The organism is Streptomyces sp. NPDC045022 (assembly GCF_056432605.1).
The window spans coordinates 199,531-221,156 of sequence record NZ_JBWKIR010000002.1 but is presented as its reverse complement, the minus strand read 5'-3'; the positions used below and the strand labels follow the sequence as shown (position 1 = coordinate 221,156).

Annotated in this window: 21 protein-coding genes and 1 pseudogene; 10 read left to right on the top strand and 12 right to left on the bottom strand. The window is 71.3% G+C overall.

What is annotated here, in order from left to right; genetic code table 11:
- The first annotated feature begins 65 nt into the window (after positions 1–65).
- The gene (locus tag AC07C1_RS04340) at positions 66–788 is read left to right on the top strand and encodes an exonuclease domain-containing protein (protein ID WP_478936821.1); all 723 of its coding nucleotides are present in this window, start codon (positions 66–68) and stop codon (positions 786–788) included.
- A gap of 16 nt (positions 789–804) precedes the next feature.
- Here the strand turns inward: AC07C1_RS04340 and AC07C1_RS04335 are convergent, their stop codons facing one another.
- Positions 805–1,668, bottom strand: coding sequence for a phosphotransferase enzyme family protein (locus AC07C1_RS04335; protein WP_478936819.1), 864 nt, complete (start codon positions 1,666–1,668; stop codon positions 805–807).
- Positions 1,669–1,851: 183 nt separating this feature from the next.
- On the opposite strand from AC07C1_RS04335, the gene AC07C1_RS04330 reads away from it, so the two are divergent.
- The 4 genes from AC07C1_RS04330 to mgt all read left to right on the top strand — a co-directional run bounded on the left by AC07C1_RS04330 (position 1,852) and on the right by mgt (position 6,210).
- A complete protein-coding gene (locus AC07C1_RS04330) occupies positions 1,852–2,784 on the top strand; it encodes a carbohydrate ABC transporter permease (RefSeq protein ID WP_478936817.1) in 933 nt (310 codons plus the stop codon).
- Positions 2,781–3,614, top strand: coding sequence for a carbohydrate ABC transporter permease (locus AC07C1_RS04325; protein ID WP_478936816.1), 834 nt, complete (start codon positions 2,781–2,783; stop codon positions 3,612–3,614). Before AC07C1_RS04330 ends, AC07C1_RS04325 begins: the two co-directional genes overlap by 4 nt.
- Positions 3,614–4,888 carry an ABC transporter substrate-binding protein gene (locus AC07C1_RS04320; RefSeq protein WP_478936815.1) on the top strand — a complete coding sequence of 425 codons (1,275 nt, stop codon included), beginning with the start codon at positions 3,614–3,616 and terminating at the stop codon, positions 4,886–4,888. The genes AC07C1_RS04325 and AC07C1_RS04320 overlap by 1 nt, the downstream gene beginning before the upstream one ends.
- Positions 4,889–4,992: 104 nt before the next feature.
- Entirely contained in the window at positions 4,993–6,210 is a 1,218-nt protein-coding gene (gene mgt, locus AC07C1_RS04315) for a macrolide-inactivating glycosyltransferase (RefSeq protein ID WP_478936814.1), read from the top strand.
- 64 nt (positions 6,211–6,274) lie between these two features.
- On the opposite strand, the gene AC07C1_RS04310 is transcribed toward mgt, so the two are convergent.
- The gene (locus AC07C1_RS04310; protein WP_478936812.1) at positions 6,275–8,515 is read right to left on the bottom strand and encodes an MMPL family transporter; all 2,241 of its coding nucleotides are present in this window, start codon (positions 8,513–8,515) and stop codon (positions 6,275–6,277) included.
- 408 nt (positions 8,516–8,923) lie between these two features.
- Between AC07C1_RS04310 and AC07C1_RS04305 the strand changes: the two genes are divergently transcribed.
- The 5 genes and pseudogenes from AC07C1_RS04305 to AC07C1_RS04285 all read left to right on the top strand — a co-directional run bounded on the left by AC07C1_RS04305 (position 8,924) and on the right by AC07C1_RS04285 (position 12,314).
- On the top strand, positions 8,924–9,475 hold the full coding sequence (locus tag AC07C1_RS04305; RefSeq protein ID WP_478936810.1) for a DUF1697 domain-containing protein: 552 nt from the start codon (positions 8,924–8,926) through the stop codon (positions 9,473–9,475).
- A gap of 415 nt (positions 9,476–9,890) precedes the next feature.
- Positions 9,891–10,079: pseudogene (locus AC07C1_RS04300) on the top strand (ketopantoate reductase family protein); the annotation flags it as partial.
- A 152-nt stretch (positions 10,080–10,231) separates the two neighbouring features.
- Positions 10,232–10,747: a sigma-70 family RNA polymerase sigma factor family protein gene (locus AC07C1_RS04295; RefSeq protein WP_478936809.1), complete on the top strand. Its 516-nt coding sequence runs from the start codon at positions 10,232–10,234 to the stop codon at positions 10,745–10,747.
- Between the two features lie 70 nt (positions 10,748–10,817).
- Complete coding sequence (locus tag AC07C1_RS04290; RefSeq protein ID WP_478936808.1) at positions 10,818–11,459, top strand: mycothiol-dependent nitroreductase Rv2466c family protein; 642 nt, start codon at positions 10,818–10,820, stop codon at positions 11,457–11,459.
- Between the two features lie 531 nt (positions 11,460–11,990).
- On the top strand, positions 11,991–12,314 hold the full coding sequence (locus tag AC07C1_RS04285; RefSeq protein ID WP_478936807.1) for a hypothetical protein: 324 nt from the start codon (positions 11,991–11,993) through the stop codon (positions 12,312–12,314).
- Between the two features lie 34 nt (positions 12,315–12,348).
- Here the strand turns inward: AC07C1_RS04285 and AC07C1_RS04280 are convergent, their stop codons facing one another.
- From AC07C1_RS04280 to AC07C1_RS04235, 10 genes are all read right to left on the bottom strand, one after another.
- A complete protein-coding gene (locus AC07C1_RS04280) occupies positions 12,349–13,089 on the bottom strand; it encodes a sirohydrochlorin chelatase (protein WP_478936806.1) in 741 nt (246 codons plus the stop codon).
- A gap of 5 nt (positions 13,090–13,094) precedes the next feature.
- The gene (locus AC07C1_RS04275) at positions 13,095–13,985 is read right to left on the bottom strand and encodes an ABC transporter permease (RefSeq protein ID WP_478936804.1); all 891 of its coding nucleotides are present in this window, start codon (positions 13,983–13,985) and stop codon (positions 13,095–13,097) included.
- Positions 13,972–14,751, bottom strand: a complete 780-nt coding sequence (locus tag AC07C1_RS04270) for an ABC transporter ATP-binding protein (RefSeq protein WP_478936803.1) — start codon at positions 14,749–14,751, stop codon at positions 13,972–13,974. The genes AC07C1_RS04275 and AC07C1_RS04270 overlap by 14 nt, the downstream gene beginning before the upstream one ends.
- 34 nt (positions 14,752–14,785) lie before the next feature.
- Positions 14,786–15,889, bottom strand: coding sequence for an aliphatic sulfonate ABC transporter substrate-binding protein (locus AC07C1_RS04265; RefSeq protein WP_478936802.1), 1,104 nt, complete (start codon positions 15,887–15,889; stop codon positions 14,786–14,788).
- A gap of 235 nt (positions 15,890–16,124) precedes the next feature.
- Positions 16,125–17,459 carry a sulfate adenylyltransferase subunit 1 gene (locus AC07C1_RS04260; protein ID WP_478936800.1) on the bottom strand — a complete coding sequence of 445 codons (1,335 nt, stop codon included), beginning with the start codon at positions 17,457–17,459 and terminating at the stop codon, positions 16,125–16,127.
- Between the two features lie 2 nt (positions 17,460–17,461).
- Positions 17,462–18,397: a sulfate adenylyltransferase subunit CysD gene (cysD, locus tag AC07C1_RS04255; RefSeq protein ID WP_478936799.1), complete on the bottom strand. Its 936-nt coding sequence runs from the start codon at positions 18,395–18,397 to the stop codon at positions 17,462–17,464.
- Positions 18,394–18,960, bottom strand: coding sequence for an adenylyl-sulfate kinase (gene cysC, locus AC07C1_RS04250; protein WP_478936798.1), 567 nt, complete (start codon positions 18,958–18,960; stop codon positions 18,394–18,396). The genes cysD and cysC overlap by 4 nt, the downstream gene beginning before the upstream one ends.
- Positions 18,957–19,667, bottom strand: coding sequence for a phosphoadenylyl-sulfate reductase (locus AC07C1_RS04245; RefSeq protein WP_478936797.1), 711 nt, complete (start codon positions 19,665–19,667; stop codon positions 18,957–18,959). The genes cysC and AC07C1_RS04245 overlap by 4 nt, the downstream gene beginning before the upstream one ends.
- Positions 19,664–19,843: a hypothetical protein gene (locus AC07C1_RS04240; RefSeq protein WP_478936796.1), complete on the bottom strand. Its 180-nt coding sequence runs from the start codon at positions 19,841–19,843 to the stop codon at positions 19,664–19,666. The genes AC07C1_RS04245 and AC07C1_RS04240 overlap by 4 nt, the downstream gene beginning before the upstream one ends.
- Entirely contained in the window at positions 19,840–21,537 is a 1,698-nt protein-coding gene (locus tag AC07C1_RS04235; RefSeq protein ID WP_478936795.1) for a nitrite/sulfite reductase, read from the bottom strand. The genes AC07C1_RS04240 and AC07C1_RS04235 overlap by 4 nt, the downstream gene beginning before the upstream one ends.
- Between the last annotated feature and the right edge of the window lie 89 nt (positions 21,538–21,626).

Here is a 21,626-nt window from a genome sequence, read left to right as displayed (position 1 = left end):
TGTCAGTGCCGCGTGCGATGGTGGAGGCCACTGGGGGAAAGCACCACCAAGAAGGGGGGCCGCCCATGGGCTGGCACCGGGAGCTGCTGATCGGCTTCGACCTGGAGACGACCGGGACCGATCCGTGCGAGGCGCGCATCGTCACGGGCGCGGTGATCGAGGTCAGGGCCGGTGAGCCCATGGGACGCCGGGAATGGCTGGCCGATCCGGGCGTGGAGATCCCGGCCGACGCGGTCGCGGTGCACGGCATCAGCAACGAACGCGCGGCGGCCGAGGGCCGGCCCGCCGACCAGGTCGCCGACGCCATCGCCGACGTCCTGGTCTCCTACTGGAAGACGGGCGTCCCGGTCGTCGCCTACAACGCGGCCTTCGACCTCACCCTGCTCTCCGCGGAACTACGGCGGTACGGCCTGCCGTCCCTGTCCGACCGGCTGGGCGGCGCCCGTCCCGCCCCGGTCATCGACCCGTACACCATCGACCGCTGGGTCGACCGTTACCGCCGCGGCAAGCGGAACCTGGAAGCGGTCTGCGCCGAGTACGGCATAGTCCTCGACGCGGCCCACAACGCCTCGGCGGACGCCCTCGCCGCGGCCCGCCTGGCCTCGGCGATAGCCGACCGCCACCCGAAGATCGCCGCCCTGGGCGCCGCGGAACTCCACCACCGCCAAATCGAGTGGTACGCGGCCTGGGCGGCGGACTTCCAGGCGTTCCTGCGCGGCAAGGGGGACACGGGCGCGGTGGTGGACCGGGTCTGGCCGCTGCGGGAGCCGGTGGACGAGCGGGTCTGAGCGGGCCGGTAGCGGCTCAGAACGGATACCAGCGCACCGTCTCGTCCCCGTCCCGCAGCGACGCCACCCGCCGCCGGAACTCGGCCAGCGCCTTGGAGTTGGACGGCGCGTGCTGAGCCACCCACGCACAGCTGGCCGTCTCCCGGGCGCCCCGCAGCACCGAACAGCCCTCCCACTCCCGCACATCCCACCCGTACGCCCCGGTGAAGGAGTCGTACGCCTCGGCCGGCAGCCCGTACCGGTCGCGGGAGAGCGCCATGACCACCAGGTCGTGCTCGCGCAGGTCGGCGGAGAAGGTCTCCAGGTCGACCAGAACCGGCCCGTCCGGCCCGATGTGCACATTGCGGGGCAGCGCGTCGCCGTGGATCGGCCCCGGCGTCAGACGCGGTGTAAGCGCGGCCGCGGCCGCCGCGAAGCCGTCCCGGCGCTCCCGCAGATAGGCCGCGTCCGCCGGGTCGACCGCGTCGCCCGCGAGCCGCAGCCAGCGCTCCACACCGCCCAGCAGCTCACGGGGCGGCAACGCGAAGGGAGGAGAGGGCAGTGTGTGCACGATCCGCAGCAACCGCGCCAGATCCCGGGGCTCGGCCGGCCGTACCGGATCGGGCAGCCGGTGCCACACGGTCACCGGGTGCCCCCGCACCAGCCGCGGCTCCGGCTCCGCCGCCCGCACCGCCGGTACGCCCGCCTCGGCCAGCCAGCCGGCGATGTCCAGCTCGCGCCGGGCCCGCGCCAGCAGCTCGGCGTCCCGGCCCACCTTCACCACCAGGTCCCCGGCGGCGAACACCGCGTTCTCTCCCAGGGCGAGGAGCCGCGCGTCCCCGGCCGGGCCCGGCAGCACCGCCGCCGCGGTCAGTACGTCCCGCGCCCGTGCCTCGTCCATCGTCGCGCCTCCGTGCCGTCTTTCCGTGCCGTCCGTGCGCCCACCCGCGAGGGCGCGGAGGCGGGCCGTTCCCGGTCAGTCTCCCATTCGCACAGGTCGGCCGGTGTGCGCGGCCCCTTGACGAGGTAGAGGGCCTTCACGACCATGAACACGCCAACCGGAGCAGGCAAAGGGGCTGATTCCGTGACAGCAGTGGCCGAAGCGCGGACACCACCGGCCCCAGCGCGGCGCCCGGCGGGTCGTCGCCGCGCCGAGCTCGGCGCCTGGTTCCTGGTCCTGCCCGCCCTCATCCCGATCCTCGTGCTCAGCGTCGGCCCGCTGCTCTACGGCATCCTCCTCGCCTTCACCGACGCCCAGGCCGGCCGGACGGCCCCGACCCGGTGGATCGGCGCCCTCAACTTCCGGGACCTGCTGCACGACACCCTCTTCTGGGAGTCGTTCCGGATCGGACTGGTCTGGGCGGTCGGCGTCACCGTGCCCCAGTTCCTGCTGGCGCTCGGCCTGGCACTCCTCCTGCACCAGGACTTACGCCTGCGGGGGATGGCCCGCGCCCTGGCGATCGTGCCCTGGGCGATGCCCGAGGTCGTCGTCGGCATCATGTGGCGGCTGGTCTACAACCCGGACGCGGGCGTCCTCAACGAGACGCTGCGCGACCTCGGCCTCGGGGACGGCCGGGACTGGCTGAGCGGCCTGGCCACCGCGCTGCCCGCCGTGATCGTCGTCGGCGTCTGGGCGGGCCTGCCGCAGACCACGGTCGCCCTGCTCGCCGGACTGCAGAACGTCCCGCGCGAACTGCACGAGGCCGCCGCGGTGGACGGCGCGGGCGCCTGGCGCCGCTTCCGCACGGTCACCTGGCCCGCGCTCAGACCGGTGGCCCTCGCCATCACCGCGCTCAACCTGATCTGGAACCTCAACTCCTTCGCCCTGGTCTACGTGCTCACCAGCGGCGGACCCGGCGGAAAGACCCGGCTGCCGATGCTCTTCGCCTACGAAGAGGCGTTCCGCTACGGCCAGTTCGGTTACGCCGCCGCGATGGGCTGCGTGCTGGTCGCGGTGGTCTCGATCCTGCTCGCGGTGTTCCTGGCCGGCCGGCTGCGCGGCGGTGACGAGGCATGAGGACCCGCCGCGCGGCACGCGCCGGCCAGTACGCCGCCCTGCTCGGCTATCTGCTCTTCCTGGCCTTCCCGCTGCTGTGGCTGCTGTCCACCGCGCTCAAGTCGCCGCGCGAGCTGGGCAGTCTGCATCCGACCTGGATCCCGCGCCACCCCACCCTGGCCAACGTCCGGCAGGCCTTCGCCGAGCAGCCGCTGGCCCACGCCGCCCTCAACTCCCTGCTCGTGGCGCTGTGCACCGCCGCGGTCGCCGTAGCCGTCGCGACGCCGATGGCGTATGTCATGGCCCGCCATCGCACCCTGCCGGCCCGGGCCGCCACGGGGTGGGTGGTGGTCAGCCAGGCGTTCCCCTTCGTGCTGGTGATCATCCCGCTGTTCCTGGTGCTGAAGAACCTGCGGCTGATCGACTCCCTGATCGGACTGGTACTGGTGTACGTGGTGTGGGCGCTGCCGTTCGCGCTGTGGATGCTGGCCGGTCACGTCCGGGCGGTGCCCGCCGAGCTGGAGGAGGCGGCGGCCGTCGACGGGGCCGGGCGCGTGCGGACCCTCGTGTCGGTGACGGCGCCGCTGCTCGCGCCGGGGATCGCGGCGACGGCGCTGTTCGCGTTCGTCACCGCGTGGAACGAGTTCTTCTTCGCACTGGTGCTGCTCAAGTCTCCCGGGAAACAGACCCTCCCCGTCGTCCTCACCCATTTCATCGGTGCGGAAGGCGTGGCCGACCTCGGTCCGCTGGCCGCGGCCGCTTTCCTGGCCACGCTGCCCTCCGTGGCCGTCTTCGCCCTCGTCCAGCGGCGGATCACGAGCGGACTGCTCACCGGGGCGGTGAAGAGCTGATGCGGACCCTCACCAAGGCACTCGTGGTGCTTCTGCTGCTCCTCGCGGGCTGCTCGTCACCAGGTCACCGCGGCGGCCCGATCACCCTGCGCTTCCAGTCCCTGGCCTGGCAGCAGGAGTCCGTCATCGCCAACAAGGACCTGGTGAAGGAGTGGAACGCGACCCACCCCGACATCAAGGTCGAGTACGTCCAGGGCAGTTGGGACAGCGTGCACGACCAGCTGCTCACCTCCTTCGAGGGCGGTGAGGCCCCGGACGTCGTCCACGATGCCGCCGACGACCTCGCAGACTTCGCCTACGGCGGCTACCTCGCCGACCTGACCGGCCTGCTGCCCGCCCGGCTCAGGTCCGACATCCCGCGGAGCAGCTGGCAGACGGCCACCTTCGGGCACGGCATCTACGGCGTGCCGTTCCTCCAGGAACCCCGGGTGCTGATCGCCGACGCCACCAGGCTGCGGGCGGCGAAGGTGCGCATACCGACGCCCGACCACCCCTGGAGCTGGGTGGAGTTCCGGCAGGTCGCCAAGAAGCTCAGCGGGCCCGGCCGGTACGGGGTGGCCTGGCCGCTCAAGGAGCCCGTCTCCGCCACGCTCAACCTGTCCCTGTCAGCGGGCGGCCGGCTCTTCCACCGGGGCGCGGACGGCAAGGTCGCCGTGCGCTTCACCACCGGTGACGCGGTCGTGCCCCGCACCATCCACGACCAGGTCGCCATCGACCACAGCGCCCCCGCCTCGACGCTCGGCAGCGGCGGCTCGGACACGTTGCCCGGCTTCTTCGGCGGCCGGTACGCGATGGTCCCGCTGGGCTTCTCCTACCGCCAGCAGATCGCGCAGCAGGCCCCCAAGGGCTTCCGCTGGAAGGTGCTGCCCGCCCCGGCGGGTGCCGACGGGCTCGCCCAGGGGGTCAGCCCGCAGACCCTGTCCGTCTCCGCCGACTGCCCGCACAAGAAAGAGGCGGCCGCGTTCATCGACTTCCTGCTGCGACCGAAGAACATGGTCCGCCTCGCGCTCGGCGACTGGATGCTGCCCACCGGCACCCAGGCGCTGAAGAACCCCGCCCTGCACACCGAGGAGAACGGCTGGGCCACCGGCACCGCCCTCGCGGCCCGGCTCCGCCCGGCGCCCGCGCAGTCCGTCCGCGGCTATCCGGAATGGAAGGACAAGGTGGCCACCCCGGCCTACCAGGAGTACTACAGCGGTGCGATCGGCCTCGCCGAGCTGCGCGGCCGCCTGGAGCGGGACGGCAACCTGGTGCTGGCCCGCTACCAGCGCTGAGCGACCCAAGCAGCCGCCCACTCCTGAGCGGTCGGCGTCGTGGCCGCGTCGCCCACCCGGAAAACAATTAGACGAGACGTTGCGTCTCGCTTAGCGTGGTCGGTATGACCGCACCCGAGACCGCGCCCGCCCACATCGCCATGTTCTCCATCGCCACCCACGGCCATGTGAACCCCAGCCTGGAGGTGATCCGTGAACTCGTCACCCGGGGGCACCGGGTCACCTACGCCATCCCGCCCGCGTTCGCCGGCAAGGTGGCCGCCACCGGGGCCCGGCCGGTGCCCTACACCTCCACGCTGCCCGGTCCCGACGCCGATCCCGAGGCCTGGGGGACCACCCTGCTCGACAACGTGGAGCCGTTCCTGGACGACGCGATCCAGGCGCTCCCGCAGCTCGTCGAGGCCTACGCCGGCGACGAGCCCGACCTCGTCCTGCACGACATCACCTCCTACCCGGCCCGCGTCCTCGCCCACCGCTGGGGCGTCCCGGCGATCTCCCTGTCCCCGAACCTCGTCGCCTGGGAGGGCTACGAGGAAGAGGTCGCCGAACCGATGTGGGCCGAGCCGAGAAGGACCGCGCGCGGGCAGGCCTACTACGCCCGGTTCGAGGCATGGCTGGCGGAGAACGGGATCACCGAGCAACCCGACCCGTTCGTCGGCCGCCCGGCACGCTCGCTGGTGCTCATCCCCAAGGCTCTCCAGCCGCACGCCGACCGGGTCGACGAGCGGGTCCACACCTTCGTCGGCGCCTGCCAGGGCGACCGGGCCGAGCAGGGCGGCTGGCAGCGGCCCACCGGTGCCGAGAAGGTCGTCCTGGTCTCCCTCGGCTCGGCCTTCACCAAGCAGCCCGGCTTCTACCGCGAGTGCGTGCGCGCCTTCGGAGACCTGCCGGGCTGGCACCTGGTCCTCCAGGTCGGCAGGCATGTGGAACCCGCCGAGCTGGGGCCCGTACCGGACAACGTCGAGGTGCGCGACTGGGTCCCGCAGTTGGCGATCCTGCGGCAGGCCGACCTGTTCGTCACGCACGCGGGCGCCGGTGGCAGCCAGGAGGGGCTGGCCACCGCCACACCGATGATCGCCGTCCCGCAGGCCGCCGACCAGTTCGGCAACGCGGACATGCTCCAGGCGCTCGGCGTCGCCCGGCAGCTGCGCACCGAGGAGGCCACCGCCGATCGCCTCCGCGAGGCAGCCCTCGCCCTGGTGGACGCCCCGGAGGTCACCCGCCGTCTGAAGGACGTCCAGGCGGAGATGGCCCAGGAGGGCGGCACCCGGCGGGCGGCGGACCTCATCGAGGCCGAACTGCCCGGAAGCCGCCGGAGGTAGGAAGGACGGGGCAGGGCCCGCCGGTTCCCGGGAGAACCGTCGGGCCCTGTGTCGACGGGCGGAATCAGACCGTCAGCCGCTCCTCCTCGCGCACGGGCCGCGCGATCACCTCGGGCGCCTCGTCGTGGGTGAGGTCCGGCAGCCGGTGCAGCCACCGGGGCAGGTACCAGTTGCGCTCGCCGAGCAGCGCCATCACCGCCGGCAGCAGCACCCCGCGGATGACCGTCGCGTCGATGAGGACGGCCGCCGCCAGACCCACGCCCATCTGCTTCATGGACTGCATGGACAGCGTGCCGAAGATCGCGAACACGGCGACCATGATGACCGCGGCGCTGGTGACGACCCCGGCCGTGGTGACCACACCGTGCCGGATCGCGTCCTTGGTGTCACGGCCGCGCAAACGGGCCTCGCGGATCCGGGAGACCACGAACACGTGGTAGTCCATGGACAGTCCGAACAGGATCACGAACAGGAACAGCGGCAGCCAGGTCACGATCGCGCCGACCCCCTCCGCGCCCACCAGCGAGGCACCCCAGCCGTGCTGGAAGACGGCGACGAGGATGCCGTACGCGGCGGCCACCGACAGCAGGTTGAGCACGATCGACGTGATCGCGATGGTCAGCGAGCGGAACGACAGCAGCATCAGCAGGAAGGCGAAGACGACCACGAAAGCGAAGACCGGGACGACCGAGCCCATCAGCTGGTCGTTGAAGTCGTGGTTGCCGGCGACCTGGCCGGTGACCGGCGCCCGCACACCGTCGATCTTGCCGAGTGTGGCGGGCCGTACCTCGTCGCGCAGCTTCTCGAGGCTCTTCGTCGCCTTGTCCATGTCGGAGCCGCCGACCAGCGGCACGGACACCAGGGCCACGTTCTGCGCGTCGTGCAGCTTGATGTCGACCGGGCCGCGTGAGGCACCCGAGGCGATCGCCTCCCGCCTGAAGTCGGCCAGCGCCCGGCGTACTTCGGGGGCGTTGATGTCCTTGGCCTCGACGACGACCTGGGCCGGTTCGCTGCCGCCCGGGAAGGCGTCGTTGATGCGGTTGTAGGTCTGCACGATCGGCAGCGAGTCGCCGAACTCCTGGTCCAGCGTGAGCTGCTGGGTCTTCATGCCTAGCGCGGGCGCGGCGACGGCCAGCAGCGCGCCCGCCGCGACGACGACGGAGACCAGCGGCTTCGCCAGCACGCCCCGCAGCACGGCCGTCCAGAACCGGCTGCCGTCGTTGGTGACGTGCTGCCGGCGCCGGCGCCGCAGGAACGGAAGCCGGCCCTTCTCGACCCGCTCGCCGAGCAGCGACAGCAGGGCGGGCAGCACCGTCACCGAACCGACCATGGCGACCGCCACCACCATCAGCGAGGCCAGGCCCATCGCCTCGAACTCCGCGAGCCCGGTGAACAGCATGCCCGCCATCGCCACGCACACCGTCACGCCGGAGACGACGATCGCCCGGCCACTGGTGGCGGCGGCGATCCTGAGCGCGGTGCCCGCGTCCCGGCCGGCGGCCCGCTCCTCACGCTCACGGCGCAGATAGAACAGGCAGTAGTCGACACCGACGGCCATACCGACCAGCAGCATCACGGAGTTGGCGGTGTCGCTCATCGGCTGCAGATGGCTGACGATGCCCATCAAGCCCATCGTCGCCATGATCGCGGTGATCGCCAGCGCCACCGGAAGCAGCGCGGCCACCAGCGCCCCGAAGGCGATCAGCAGGATGCCGAGGGCCACCGGCACGGCGGAGTACTCGGCCTTCTGGAAGTCGTTGCCGAAGGCGTCCTGGTACTGCTTCTGCATGCTGGCGCCGCCGATCTCCTCGATCCGCAGGCCACCGTGGTCCTTCTGCACCCCGGCGACGGCGTTCAGCACCGGCTCGATCCGGTCGGCGGCCGTCTCCGCATCACCGCGGAGATCGAACTGCACCAACGCGCTGCGCCCGTCCCGGGAGATGGTGTGCGTGTCGTAGGGCGAGGTGACGTCGGCGACCTTCCCGGTGCCGTCGACGGCCTTGACGACATCGGCCACGGCGGCCCGGAACTCGCCGCTCGTGGCCTTGACGGCACCGTCCTTCGACTGGATCAGGACGGTCTCGCCGGCCGGCTCCTCGATCCCCGCGTCCTCGATGATCCGGGCCGCGGTGTGGGTCTCGCCCTTGAGCTGGTCGCTCTCGTCCACGTCGACCCGGCCCGCCGCCGAACCGAGCCCCATCGCCAGGACGACGAACAGCACCCATATGCCGACGGCCGCCCAGCGGTGCCGGGCGCTCCAGCCGCCGGCGCGGGCGGCCAGCCCCCGCACCTTTGTGTTCCCCATGACGGGTGTTCCCCCTCGTGTGCGGTGACGGCCCCCTGCCGCCACGTCTGCGCTTGCTCCGCTTCGACGGTATGGGCCGGGTGAGGACGTCTCGTCGTGCTGCCCGGTGAAGTACGGCCCGTCCGGGTCATCGTTGGGGAGGACACCGGCCCCTTACATCTATCGGTGGTTCTCCGGGACGGGGCTCAGGGATGCGCGGGCCGGCTCCCCGCTCCCCGCTGCCCGTGTCCGATCCGCCGACAGAGATCCACTTTGTGCTGACGAAACCTTGTTGAACAAGTCACAGCCGCGTGGAGGAGTTGATCCACACCCGGCTGATCGGCCAGAGTTTCGCGCAACCCGGCGCACGCCGGTCCCGGCCGTCGTGCCCGCCCCCACGGGGCACGACGGCCGCTCTATGGTGGCCGGATGACGACCTATGCGGCGCTGCTGCGCGGAATCAACGTCGGCGGCAGCAGGAAGCTCCCCATGGCCGAACTCCGCACGCTCCTCACGGGTCTCGGCCACACGGGCGTCCGCACCCATCTGCAGAGCGGCCAGGCCGTCTTCAGCACCGCCCGCGGCGACGCCGAGTCCCTGGCGGCGGAGCTGACCCGGGCGATCCAGGAGCGCTTCGGCTTCCCGGTCGGCGTGCTCGTACGCGACCACGCCTATCTGAAGGCGGTCGCCGAGGCCTGCCCCTTCCCCGCCACCGCCCTGGAACCCAAGCAGCTGCACATCACCTACTTCTCCGCCTCCGTCGCCCCCGACCGGTTCGCCGGGATCGACCCCGTCGCCCACCTCCCCGAGGAGTTCCGGCTCGGCGACCGCTGCCTGTACCTGTACGCCCCGGACGGCCTCGGCCGCTCCAAGCTCGGCCAGGTGCTCGCCCGTCCCCGGATCACCGAGGGGCTGATCGCCACGACCCGGAACTGGAGCACCGTGCTCAAGCTGGTCGAGCTGACGGCTCCGGGAGCGTGACGGTCCGCGGGCCGAAACCGGCCGTGTGCGAGGGGATCTCGCGGGGCGGGACCAGGCGCGAGTGGGCGGCCGGCCGCCGGATGTCCGCCGGGGCCCGGGCGGCGGCGACCTCGTCGAGCAGCGCGAGGTCAGCCGCGCGGAGCGACGCGTGCTCCGGCAAGTCTGGCGCGAATCCGGCATCGGCGGCCCCGACGACACCGAACGACTCCAGGCCCGGATCACTACCCTCGAACAGCAAGTCGTCGACCTGGAACTCAAGCTCCAGGACCATGACGACGACCTCGCCGCCGCCTGGGCAGCCAACCGCGAGCTCACGGCCCGCAGCGCGGTGTTTTTCGCGCTGTCGTTCCTGTCGGTCCGACGGATCCGTCGGTGGACTGTTCCATGCCGACGGCGGCGGCGAGTTCGCCGACCGGGTAGGGGCGCTGCCGCAAGGCTGCAGAACGGTGTCGAGAGCGGCCGGCTCGCACTGCGCCGCTTCCGGCACGTGTACGGCGTCTGCGTCTGGCTGCCGTCGACCTTCGTGGAGCCCGGCGTCGTCTCCGCCGCCGGCACCCCGCTCACCGGCGTCCTGCACCTGGGCCGACTCCCGCAGTTCATCGACGCCCACGGCAGCGCGTACGAGCCCGGGCCCGCGGCCCCCGAGGCCGGCGACCCCGCACGCGAGGCCTCGAGGACGACCAGCAGCGCGACGCCGATCTCGTCGGCCAGCAGGGGCTGCGCCCGGCCGAGCGAGTCGCCTTCGTACTGCACGACATGTTCACGGTGCCCTTCGACGAGATCGCCCCGCTGATCGGGAAGACCCCGGCCGCCACCCGCCAACTGGCCGCCCGCGCCCGGCGCCGGGTCCACGGCCGCCCGCCCGCACCCGCCGCCGACGCCGGGCGCCGCCGCGCGGCCGTCGCCGCGTTCCTGGCCGCGACCCGTGGCGGCGACTTCACGGCGCTGGTCGCCCTGCTCGACCCGGATGTGGTGCGGCACGCCGGCGCGCTGGTCGTGCCCACGCCCGAACCGATCACCGTCCAGGGCGCCGGGCCCGTCGCCCGCGGGGCGATGGCCGCCATGGCCCGCGCCCGGTTCACCGGGCCCGCCCTGCTGGACGGCCGGATCGGCCTGGTCATGGCGCCGCACGGCCGCCCGCGACTGGTCCTGGCGTTCACCTTCGGGCCGGACGGCCGGATCACCCGGATCGACGTCGTGGCGGAGCCCGACCGCCTGCGCGAGACGGAGATCGCGGTCGCGGAAACCGGCCACCGAGCGGACGAGGCATGACCAATGGGCCACGGAAAGGGGCGGAGATTGGGCCGGGACTCTGTGCCGTCGGCGGACTAGCGTCGCCGCCATGACGCACGGCTTCAGCCACACCGGCACCCGCACCGCCCCGACCCGGATCGACTTCTCCTTCGACCCCGCCTGCCCCTTCGCCTGGATCACCTCCCGCTGGCTGCTGGAGGTCGAGCGGCTGCGCCCGCTCGACCTCCGGTTCCATGTGATGAGCCTGTACCTGCACAACATCGGCAATGAACTCCCGGACTGGTACCGGGACCTGGTGGACCGCTCGATCGGCCCGGTGCGGGTTGCCGTGGCCGCCGCGGAACTGCACGGCGAGAAGGTGCTGCGTGACCTGTACACCGCGTTCGGCAGCCGGATCCATGAGAACGGGACCAAGGACTTCGACCTGGTGGTCACCGAGGCGCTGGCCGAACTGGGCCTTTCCGCCGACCTGGCGGCCGCCGCCCACGACCCCGCGTACGACGACGCGGTGCGCCGCAGCCACGCGGCCTGGGCCGAGCCGGAGTCGGGCGGCTACGTCGGCACACCCACCCTCCATGTCGACGGCACGGCGTGGTTCGGGCCGGTGCTGCGTGCCGTTCCGCGTGGCGCCGAGGCGGCCGAACTATTCGACAGTTTCCGGGTGTTGGCCAGGCATTCCGACCTCTTCGAACTCAAGCGCACCCGCACCGGTGGCCTCCGCTTCGACTGAGCCGGAGGACGGATGGCCGATAAACGCCCCTCCGGCGTGGGGGCCGCACCGCATCTGTGACACGCGGGACATGACCGGCGCAGAACGAAGAGCCACCGCGGTCCGACGACACAGGGGAGCGCCGGACCGCGGTGGCCGTTACCACGTACCCGCCCCCGGATGGCCCGGCTCGCTGAACTCCGCGAAAATCCCGCAGGTTGTTCCTAGGCTGGATCGCGCGGAACGGCCGCAGAGTGACGGATGGGGGAGACGGCAGGCCATGGCCTTCACACGGGCGCACCGCTCACCCTCCTCGGTGGCACCAGCGCCCGGTCAACGAACACCGGTCACCCGGATGGGTGGCGATTATCAGCCCACTCGGCGCCGACGCGGGGCCGCCGATGGCGACGCCGTTCAGGCCATCCGTACACGCACCGCCGAATCGGTAACGTCAGCGGTCCCGCCCCGCCCGCACCGTAGCCGCCCATCCCCCCGACCCCGACGGCCGCTCAGGGCCCAAAGCGCCCTGAGGGCCAGAAGCGAGGACAGCACATGAGCACGTACCACTCCGGAAATGTCAACGGACCGGTCGGCTTCGGCAACCACGGCCGGGCCGGCATGGGCGACAACGCGCTGGATCTGGAGACCCTGATGGACGTCGCCGACCGGCTCACCGAGACGCTGCACGCCGAGTACCCCGAGCTCATTCCCCAGGGCGAGGTCATCCAGCGCGAGCTGGCGCTGTCCGCCGAGGACGGTCTGCCGCCCAACCGGGGCCGGATCCGCTCCGCACTGGAGATCATCGCCATCAGGGCGGCGGCCGGCACCGGCAGTCTCACCTTCACCCAGCAGCTGACGTACGCCCTCGGCCTGTGAGCGGTCCGAGCCTGCCCGGGCGGGACGGCCGGCGTCAGGCGCCGAGCGCCGCGAGGGCCGGCCGGCGGGCGGCGTCGTAGCGTTCCAGCAGCACCCGCGCGACCTCCGGTGCCGGGCCCAGCACGTCCGCCAGCACATCCGCCCCGGCCGCTCCCCGCGCGATGCGGTCCGGCAGGAAGCCGGGGGCCAGGACGTACGGCGCGACGGCGACGCGCTCACAGCCGAGGGCACGCAGCTCCCGTACGGCGTCCTGTGTGCGCGGAAGGGACGCGGAGGCGAACGCAGGCCGCACGGCGCACCAACCGGTGTGCCACCACTCCCGCGCGATGTCGGCGATCACTGCGATCGCCTCCGGGTCGGTGGACCCCGCCGAGGCCAGCACGACCCCGGTCGAGGACTTGTCGGCGGGCGTCAACCCCGCCTCGTACAGGCGCCGTTCCAGCGCCGTCAGCAGCAGCGGGGACGGGCCGAGCACGTCCGCCTGCCGGACCCGCAGCCGCGCCGGCGCCTCCCGCAGCACGGCCGGGATGTCGGCCTTGGCGTGGAACGCGCGGGTCAGCAGCAGCGGCAGGGCGACGACGTCGCGCACTCCCTCCGCCGCCAGCGACTCCAGCACCCCGTGCACCGACGGGACGTTGAAGTCCAGGAAGCCGGTCTCCACGCGCAGCCCCGGCCGCAGCGACCGTACCCGCTCCACCAGGGCGTGCACGGTCGCGGCGTGCCGCGGGTCGCGGCTGCCGTGGGCGATGACGAGGAGAACCGGCTTGCCGTGCATGGACGTCAGCTCTTCACCAGCAGGCCGCGGCTGCGCAGCACCCGCCGTTCCAGGGGGCTGAAGATCAGCAGGTCGATGGCGATACCGACGAACAGGATCAGGAAGATCGCCTCGAACACCATGGACATGGAACTGGCGTTGCGGCCGTACTCCAGCAGCGCGCCCAGGCCGACGCCCAGGTCGGGGGAGGAAGCGATGATCTCCGCCGCCATCAGTGAGCGCCAGGAGAAGGCCCAGCCCTGCTTCAGGCCCGCGAGATAGCCCGGCAGCGCGGCCGGCAGGATGATGTGCCAGGCGCCTTTGAGCCCCGACGCGCCCATCGTGCGGCCCGCCCGCAGGAACAGCGGCGGCACCTGGTCGATGCCGGAGACCAGGCCGTTGGCGATGGACGGGACCGCGCCGAGCAGGATCACCGCGTACATCATCTTGTTGTCCAGGCCCAGCCAGATCACCGCCGGCGGCACCCACGCCACCGACGGCAGCGACTGCAGACCGGACAGCACCGGGCCGATGGCGGCGCGCACGAACCTCACCCGGGCCACCAGCAGACCCAGCGGGGTGCCGATGGCCAGCGCGAACAGGAAGCCCAGCAGACCGCGCGAGACGCTGGTCCAGATGTAGCCGAGCAGCTTGCCTTCCAGCCAGGCGTCCTTGAACTCGTTCCCCACATCGGCGGGCGACGGCAGCTTGGTCGGATCGTCGACGATCTTGAACGAGATCAGCGCCTGCCACAGCAGCAGGACCAGCACGGTGGCGACGACCGGGGGCAGGATCTTGTTGCGGAACGTCTGCCGGAACGGCGTCCGGCCGACGACACCGGTCTCCAGGGCGTCCAGTCCGGCCTCGACGCTCGCGGCGTCCCGCAGGACGGCCTTCGTCGTGTCAGTGCTGGCCATGACGGCGGATCTCCCCACGCAGGACTTCGGTGATCTCGAGGGACAGTTCGGCGACCGGCGCGTCCTCGATGCGCCGCGGCTGGGGGATGTCCACCTGCCACTCCCGGGCGATCCGGCCGGGGCGGGAGGACAGCAGTACGACCCGCTGCGCGAGCCGCACCGCCTCACGCACGTTGTGCGTGACGAACAGGACGGACAGGCCCGTCTCCGCCCAGATGCGGGTCAGTTCGTCGTGCAGCAGGTCGCGGGTGATCGCGTCCAGCGCCGCGAACGGCTCGTCCATCAGCAGCAGCTGGCTGTCCTGCGCGAGCGCGCGGGCCAGGGCCACGCGCTGGCGCATACCGCCGGACAGCTCGTGCACCCGCTTGCCGTACGAGCCCTGCAGCCGGACGAGTTCGAGCAGTTCCTCGGCCCTGCCGCGCCGCTCGCCCTTCGCGACCCCCCGCAGCCTCAGGGCGAGTTCGATGTTCTTGCCCGCGGTCAGCCAGGGGAACAGGGCGTGCTCCTGGAACATCAGAGCCGGACGCCCGTCGGTCGTGATGCTGCCCGCCGAGGGCTGGTCGAGACCCGCCACCAGGTTCAGCAGCGTGGACTTGCCGCAGCCCGAAGCCCCCAGGAGGGTGACGAACTCACCCGGCGCGACATCGAGACTGATGTCGTCCAGCACCAGTTGCTGGCCGCCCGGTCCCGCGAACGACTTCGAGACGTGCTCGATGCGCGCCGCGTGCTCGACGGACTCGGCGGCCTTGGCCAGAGTCGTGGACATGGTCGTCACCTCCTGGGAACTCATCGGCTACGGGTTACTTGACGCCGAGGCCGGCGTCGTCGACGGCGGCCTCGCCCTGGGCCTTGCGGACCTTGTTCAGGAGGGTGAGGTCATAGATGCCCTCCAGCTTCGGCTTGTCCAGCAGGCCGGCCTTGACCGCGTGCTGCGCCTCGGTGTTGAGGGTGGCGGCCAGCGGGTCGTCGATGAACTGGATGGACTTCCACGCCGGGTCCAGGACGCCGGCCGGCAGCGCCTTGCCGGAGTCCGACTCCAGCTGCTTGTTCGCGGCGGCCTTCGCCTCGTCCGGGTTGGCGTTGATCCACTTGTTGGCCTCGGCCGAGGCCTTCAGGACGGCCTCCACCGCCTTCGGGTGCTCCTTGAGGAAGGCCTGCCGCACGATGATGTTCGTGATCACGAACTTCTTGTCCGGCCACAGCGATGCCTCGTCCAGCAGCACCTTGCCGCCCTCGGCGACCAGCTTCGACGCGGTCGGCTCGGGCACCCAGGCGCCGTCGATGGAACCGGACTTGAACGCGTCCGGAGTCACCTTGTTGTCGGTGCGCACGACCGACACATCACCCTTGCCGCTCTGCGCGTCGACCTTCCAGCCCTGCTCGGCGGCCCAGTTGAGGAACGCCACGTCCTGCGTGTTGCCCAGCTGCGGCGTGGCGATCTTCTTGCCCTTGACGTCCTTCAAGGACTTGATCTTCTTCGGGTCGACGACCAGCTTCACACCGCCCGAAGCCGAACCGCCGATGATGCGCAGGCTCTTGCCGTCGGACTTGGTGTAGCCGTTGATGGCCGGGGACGGGCCGATCCAGCCGATGTCGATGGAGCCCGAGTTGAGCGCCTCGATCTCGGACGGACCGGCGTTGAACACCTGGTATTCGGCCTCGGTGGCGCCCAGCTCCTTCTGGAAGAAGCCCTTCTGCTTGCCCACCAGGGCGGTGGCGTGGGTCAGGTTGCCGAAGTAGCCGATCTTGACGGAGCCGAGCCCGTCGATCTTCTTGGCGCCGGCGGCCACCTTCGCGGTGCTGTCGTCCTTGGAATCGGACCCGTAGCCGCATGCGGCGAGAGTGAGAAGAGGGAGCGCGGCTATGACCGCGAGGGTGCGGCGGAAGGCTTTTGTTGCAGGCACGGGAGGTGTTCCTCTCGGAGGCCCGGCGGTCACGGTCTCTCAGGTCGTGGCCGGGAATTCGGCAAAGGGTCTTCGTCGCTGCCGGGACGTCGGGTGGGGGGACGGGGCGCGCAAGCGGTGCGCGTACGTCAGCGCACACATCGCGCCACTCCGCCCTGCCCGCTGCCGAGGGCGCCGCTGCCGACACGGCCGCCCTCCTTCGCGAACGTCGAGTAGAAGTCGGTGGAGTTCATGATCAGAAGTCCCAACCGTCGTCGTCGGAGGCGTTGTTGACCGGTTCGGGGGACGCGAACGACTCGCCGACCATGCCCGCGGTGAGCGTGGTGCCGTCGTTCGGATCGATCAGGATGAAGGAGCCCGTGCGGCGCGAGTCGGCGTAGGCGTCGGCCGGCAGCGGCTCGGCGGTACGGATCTTCACGCGGCCGATGTCGTTGGCGACGAGCTGTCCCGGGTGCGGGTGCAGGGACAGGTCGTCGAGCGTGAGCCGGGACGGGATGTCCCTGACGATCGCCTTGACCGTGCGGGTGCCGTGCTTGAGCAGCACCCGGTGGCCGACGGTGAGCGGGGCGTCGGCGACGTGGCAGACGGTCGCCTCCACGTCCTGCGTGGTGGCCGGCGCGTCCTTCGTCGGCACGATCAGGTCGCCGCGCGAGACGTCGATGTCGTCCTCCAGCAGGACCGTCACGGACTGCGTCGTCCACGCCACGTCGACCGGCTCACCGAGCAGGTCGATGCCGGAGATCCTCGTGGTCCGCCCGGACGGCAGGACCGTGACCTCCTCGCCGACCCGGAAGGTGCCGGCCGCGATCTGGCCCGCGTAGCCCCGGTAGTCCGGGTGCTCGGCGGTCTGCGGCCGGATCACGTACTGCACGGGCAGCCGGGCGTGGCAGTGTGCCAGGTCGTGGCTGACCGGCACGGTCTCCAGGTGCTCCAGCACGGTCGGGCCGCCGTACCAGTCCATGTTCGCGGACGGCTCCACCACGTTGTCACCGGCGAGCGCCGAGATCGGGATCGCGGTGACCTCGGGAACGCCCAGGTCGGTCGCGTACGCCGTGAACTCCTCGGCGATCGCGGCGAAGACCTCCTCCTCGTACCCGACGAGGTCCATCTTGTTGACGGCGAGGACGGCGTGCGGGACGCGCAGCAGGGCGGCGATGGCCGCGTGCCGGCGCGTCTGCTCCACCACGCCGTTGCGGGCGTCGACCAGGATCACCGTCAGCTCGGCCGTGGACGCGCCCGTCACCATGTTGCGGGTGTACTGCACGTGTCCGGGCGTGTCGGCCAGGATGAACCGGCGGCGGGGCGTGGCGAAGTAGCGGTAGGCCACGTCGATGGTGATGCCCTGCTCCCGCTCGGCGCGCAGGCCGTCGGTGAGCAGCGCGAGGTCCGGGCCCTCCTGGCCCCGGCTCGCGGAGACGCGCTCCACGGCCTCCAGCTGGTCGGTGAGGACCGACTTGGAGTCGTGCAGCAGCCGCCCGACGAGTGTGGACTTGCCGTCGTCGACGGAGCCGGCGGTGGCGAACCGCAGCAGAGTGGTGGCCGAGAGCGCCTCGGTCGTGGTCGTGCTCATGCTTAGAAGTACCCCTCGCGCTTGCGGTCTTCCATCGCGGCCTCGGAGAGCTTGTCGTCGGCGCGGGTGGCGCCGCGCTCGGTGAGCCGGGAGGCGGCGATCTCGGCGATCACGGCGTCCAGCGTGGTCGCGTCGGAGTCGACGGCACCCGTGCAGGACATGTCACCGACGGTCCGGTAGCGGACGAGACGCCTCTCGACGGTCTCGCCGTCCTTCGGACCGCCCCACTCACCCGCCGTCAGCCACATGCCGCCGCGCTGGAACACGTCGCGCTCGTGCGCGAAGTAGATCTGCGGCAGCTCGATGCCCTCACGGTCGATGTACTGCCAGACGTCCAGCTCCGTCCAGTTGGACAGCGGGAAGACGCGGACGTGCTCGCCGGGCGCGTGGCGGCCGTTGTACAGGTTCCACAGCTCGGGGCGCTGGCGGCGCGGGTCCCACTGGGAGAACTCGTCGCGCAGGGAGAAGACGCGTTCCTTGGCGCGGGCCTTCTCCTCGTCGCGGCGGCCGCCGCCGAACACGGCGTCGAACTTCTCGCTCTGGATCTTCTGCGTCAGCGGAAGCGTCTGCAGCGGATTCCGGGTGCCGTCGGGACGCTCCTTGAGCACACCGCGGTCGATGTAGTCCTGTACGGAGGCCACATGGAGGCGCAGTCCATGTGTGGCGACCACGCGGTCCCGGTACTCCAGCACCTCGGGGAAGTTGTGTCCCGTGTCCACATGGAGCAGCGAGAAGGGCACCGCGGCCGGGGCGAACGCCTTCAGCGCGAGGTGCAGCATGAGGATGGAGTCCTTGCCGCCGGAGAACAGGATCACCGGGTTCTCGAACTCGCCCGCCACCTCGCGGAAGATGTGCACCGCCTCGGACTCCAGCGCGTCCAGGTGCGAGAGCGCGTACGGGCTCTCCGTGCCGTCCTCGACCTTGGCGGTCGTGGTCATGCCAGTCCCCTCTCGCTCAGCAGTGCGTGCACGGACGCGGCGGACTCCCGAACCGTCTGGTGCTGCGACTCGATCCGCAGATCGGGCGTCTCCGGCTCCTCGTACGGGTCGTCGACCCCGGTGAGCCCGGACAGCTCGCCCGCGGCCTGCTTGGCGTACAGACCCTTCACATCGCGTTCGCTGCACACCTCGACCGGGGTCGCCACGTGGATCTCCAGGTACGGCGTCCCGTTCTCCTCGTGCCGCTTGCGCACCGCGTCCCGGCTGTCCGTGTACGGCGCGATCACCGGCACCAGCGCCTTGACGCCGTTACGGGCGAGCAGTTCGGCGACGAAGCCGATGCGCTGCACGTTGGTGTGCCGGTCCTCGCGGGAAAAGCCGAGGCCCGCCGAGATGAACTCGCGGATCTCGTCGCCGTCGAGCACCTCGACCCGGTGGCCGTCGGCACGCAGCCGGCCGGCCAGCTCGTACGCGATGGTGGTCTTGCCGGCGCTCGGCAGACCCGTGAGCCAGACGGTGGCTCCGGTCGTCACGTGGTTCTCCTGAGTCTGATCGTTCGTCATCCGTGCAGCCCGCACTCGGTCTTGGCGCGGCCCGCCCAGCGGCCGGCGCGCGCGTCCTCGCCCTCCAGGACCCTGCGGGTGCACGGGGCGCAGCCGATGGAGGGGTAGCCGTCCATCAGCAACGGGTTGGTGAGCACGCCGTGTTCGGCGACGTACGCGTCCACGTCGTCCTGGGTCCAGCGGGCGATGGGGGAGACCTTGACCTTCTGCCGCTTCTCGTCCCAGCCGACGACCGGGGTGTTCGCCCGGGTCGGGGACTCGTCCCGGCGCAGCCCCGTCGCCCAGGCCCGGTAGCCCTTCAGGCCCTCTTCCAGGGGCTGGACCTTGCGCAGCTTGCAGCACAGGTCCGGGTCACGGTCGTGCAGCTTCGGCCCGTACTGGGCGTCCTGCTCGGCGACCGTCTGCTTCGGCGTGAGGGTGATGACGTTGACGTCCATCACGGCCTCGACGGCGTCCCGGGTGCCGATGGTCTCCGGGAAGTGGTAGCCGGTGTCGAGGAAGACCACGTCGACGCCCTTGCGTACGCGGGAGGCGAGATGGGCGACCACGGCGTCCTCCATGGAGGAGGTGACGCAGAACTTCTCGCCGAAGGTGTCCACCGCCCACCGGAGGATCTCCAGGGCGGAGGCGTCCTCCAGGTCGCGGCCCGCCTGCTCGGCGAGCGCCTTCAGCTCCTCGGTCGCGCGCTCTTCCTGAGTAGTCGTCATATCCGGTCGTCGCCTCCGTCGGCTCGCTGCAGACCCCGGGCGAGCAGCCCGAGGAACTTCAGCTGGAATGCGCGGTTGCACGCCCCGCATTCCCAGGCGCCGTGGCCCTGCTCGTGCGGACGCAGGTCCTCGTCACCGCAGTAGGGGCAGTAGAAGGGTGCGGCACGCTCGCTCACGACAGGGCCTCCTCGGAAGCCCGGGCGGCCCAGGTGGCGAACCGCTCGCCGTCCTCGCGTTCGGCCTGGTACCGCTTCAGGACGCGCTCGATGTAGTCGGGCAGCTCATCCGAAGTGACCTTCAGACCGCGGACCTTGCGGCCGAAGCCCGGCTCCAGGCCGAGGGCGCCGCCGAGGTGCACCTGGTAGCCCTCGACCTGCTCGCCCCGGTCGTCGACGACCAGCTGGCCCTTGAGACCGATGTCCGCGACCTGGATGCGGGCGCAGGCGTTCGGGCAGCCGTTGAGGTTGATGGTGATCGGCTGATCGAAGTCCGGCAGCCTGCGCTCCAGCTCGTCGATCAGCTGCGAACCGCGCTGCTTGGTCTCCACGATGGCCAGCTTGCAGAACTCGATGCCGGTGCAGGCCATGGTGCCGCGCCGGAAGGAGGACGGGCGGGCGGTGAGGTCCAGCGCCTCCAGGCCCTCGACCAGCGAGTCGACCTGCCCCTCCTCGACATCCAGGACGATCATCTTCTGCTCGACGGTGGTGCGGACCCGGCCCGAACCGTGCGACTCCGCGAGGTCGGCGATCTTCGTCAGCGTGGCGCCGTCGACCCGGCCGACCCGCGGGGCGAACCCGACGTAGAACCGGCCGTCGTTCTGCCGGTGCACACCGATGTGGTCGCGCCACTGCTGGACCGGCTGCTCGGGGGCGGGCCCGTCGACCAGCTCGCGCTTGAGGTACTCGTCCTCCAGCACCTGCCGGAACTTCTCCGGGCCCCAGTCGGCGACGAGGAACTTCAGGCGGGCCCGGTTGCGCAGCCGGCGGTAGCCGTAATCACGGAAGATCGAGATGACGCCCTCGTAGACGTCCGGGACCTCGTCGATCGGCACCCAGGCGCCGAGCCGCACGCCGAGCTTGGGATTGGTGGACAGGCCGCCGCCGACCCACACGTCGAAGCCGGGTCCGTGCTCGGGGTGCCGGACGCCGACGAACGCGACGTCGTTGATCTCGTGCACGACGTCCAGCAGCGGCGAACCCGAGATGGCCGTCTTGAACTTCCGGGGGAGGTTCGAGTACGCCGGGTTGTTCAGGACGCGGCGCTTCATCTCCTCCAGCGCCGGCGTGGCGTCGATGATCTCGTCCTCGGCGATGCCGGCGACCGGCGAGCCGATCATCACACGCGGGGTGTCACCGCACGCGGTGACCGTGGACAGGCCCACGCTCTCCAGCCGGTCCCAGATCTCGGGCACGTCCTCGATCCGGATCCAGTGGTACTGGACGTTCTGCCGGTCGGTGATGTCCGCGGTGCCGCGCGCGAACTCCTGCGAGATCTCGCCGATCACCCGCAGCTGCCGCGTCGTGAGCGCACCGCCGTCGATCCGCACCCGCAGCATGAAGTAGGTGTCGTCCAGCTCCTCCGGCTCCAGGATGGCGGTCTTGCCGCCGTCGATCCCGGGACGGCGCTGGGTGTACAGCCCCCACCAGCGCATCCGGCCGCGCAGGTCGTTGGGGTCGATCGAATCGAAACCGCGCTTCGAGTAGATCGTCTCAATGCGTGTCCGCACATTGAGACCGTCATCGTCCTTCTTGAACTGCTCGTTGCCGTTGAGCGGGGTGAAGTGACCCACGGCCCACTGACCCTCGCCGCGGTGACGGCTCACCTTGCGGCGGGGCGCGGAGGCGGCGGGGTTCTGTGGGTTGGCGGCCATGGTCTACGTCCTTCGGGACAGGCGGAAAGCGGCTCTGACCTGCGCACACGCGCGCACGCGGGCATGCCGGCGCGGCATTGCGCAAGTGG

Coding starts and splice junctions, on each gene's coding strand:
- AC07C1_RS04285 (WP_478936807.1), top strand. CDS start 11,991: ATGAGCACGTACCACTCCGGAAATGTCAACGGACCGGTCGGCTTCGGC.
- AC07C1_RS04310 (WP_478936812.1), bottom strand. CDS start 8,515: ATGGGGAACACAAAGGTGCGGGGGCTGGCCGCCCGCGCCGGCGGCTGG.
- AC07C1_RS04245 (WP_478936797.1), bottom strand. CDS start 19,667: ATGACGACTACTCAGGAAGAGCGCGCGACCGAGGAGCTGAAGGCGCTC.
- cysD (WP_478936799.1), bottom strand. CDS start 18,397: ATGACCACGACCGCCAAGGTCGAGGACGGCACGGAGAGCCCGTACGCG.
- AC07C1_RS04295 (WP_478936809.1), top strand. CDS start 10,232: ATGTTCACGGTGCCCTTCGACGAGATCGCCCCGCTGATCGGGAAGACC.
- AC07C1_RS04270 (WP_478936803.1), bottom strand. CDS start 14,751: ATGTCCACGACTCTGGCCAAGGCCGCCGAGTCCGTCGAGCACGCGGCG.
- AC07C1_RS04235 (WP_478936795.1), bottom strand. CDS start 21,537: ATGGCCGCCAACCCACAGAACCCCGCCGCCTCCGCGCCCCGCCGCAAG.
- mgt (WP_478936814.1), top strand. CDS start 4,993: ATGACCGCACCCGAGACCGCGCCCGCCCACATCGCCATGTTCTCCATC.
- AC07C1_RS04325 (WP_478936816.1), top strand. CDS start 2,781: ATGAGGACCCGCCGCGCGGCACGCGCCGGCCAGTACGCCGCCCTGCTC.
- cysC (WP_478936798.1), bottom strand. CDS start 18,960: ATGACGAACGATCAGACTCAGGAGAACCACGTGACGACCGGAGCCACC.
- AC07C1_RS04305 (WP_478936810.1), top strand. CDS start 8,924: ATGACGACCTATGCGGCGCTGCTGCGCGGAATCAACGTCGGCGGCAGC.
- AC07C1_RS04275 (WP_478936804.1), bottom strand. CDS start 13,985: ATGGCCAGCACTGACACGACGAAGGCCGTCCTGCGGGACGCCGCGAGC.
- AC07C1_RS04290 (WP_478936808.1), top strand. CDS start 10,818: ATGACGCACGGCTTCAGCCACACCGGCACCCGCACCGCCCCGACCCGG.
- AC07C1_RS04335 (WP_478936819.1), bottom strand. CDS start 1,668: ATGGACGAGGCACGGGCGCGGGACGTACTGACCGCGGCGGCGGTGCTG.
- AC07C1_RS04280 (WP_478936806.1), bottom strand. CDS start 13,089: ATGCACGGCAAGCCGGTTCTCCTCGTCATCGCCCACGGCAGCCGCGAC.
- AC07C1_RS04320 (WP_478936815.1), top strand. CDS start 3,614: ATGCGGACCCTCACCAAGGCACTCGTGGTGCTTCTGCTGCTCCTCGCG.
- AC07C1_RS04260 (WP_478936800.1), bottom strand. CDS start 17,459: ATGAGCACGACCACGACCGAGGCGCTCTCGGCCACCACTCTGCTGCGG.
- AC07C1_RS04340 (WP_478936821.1), top strand. CDS start 66: ATGGGCTGGCACCGGGAGCTGCTGATCGGCTTCGACCTGGAGACGACC.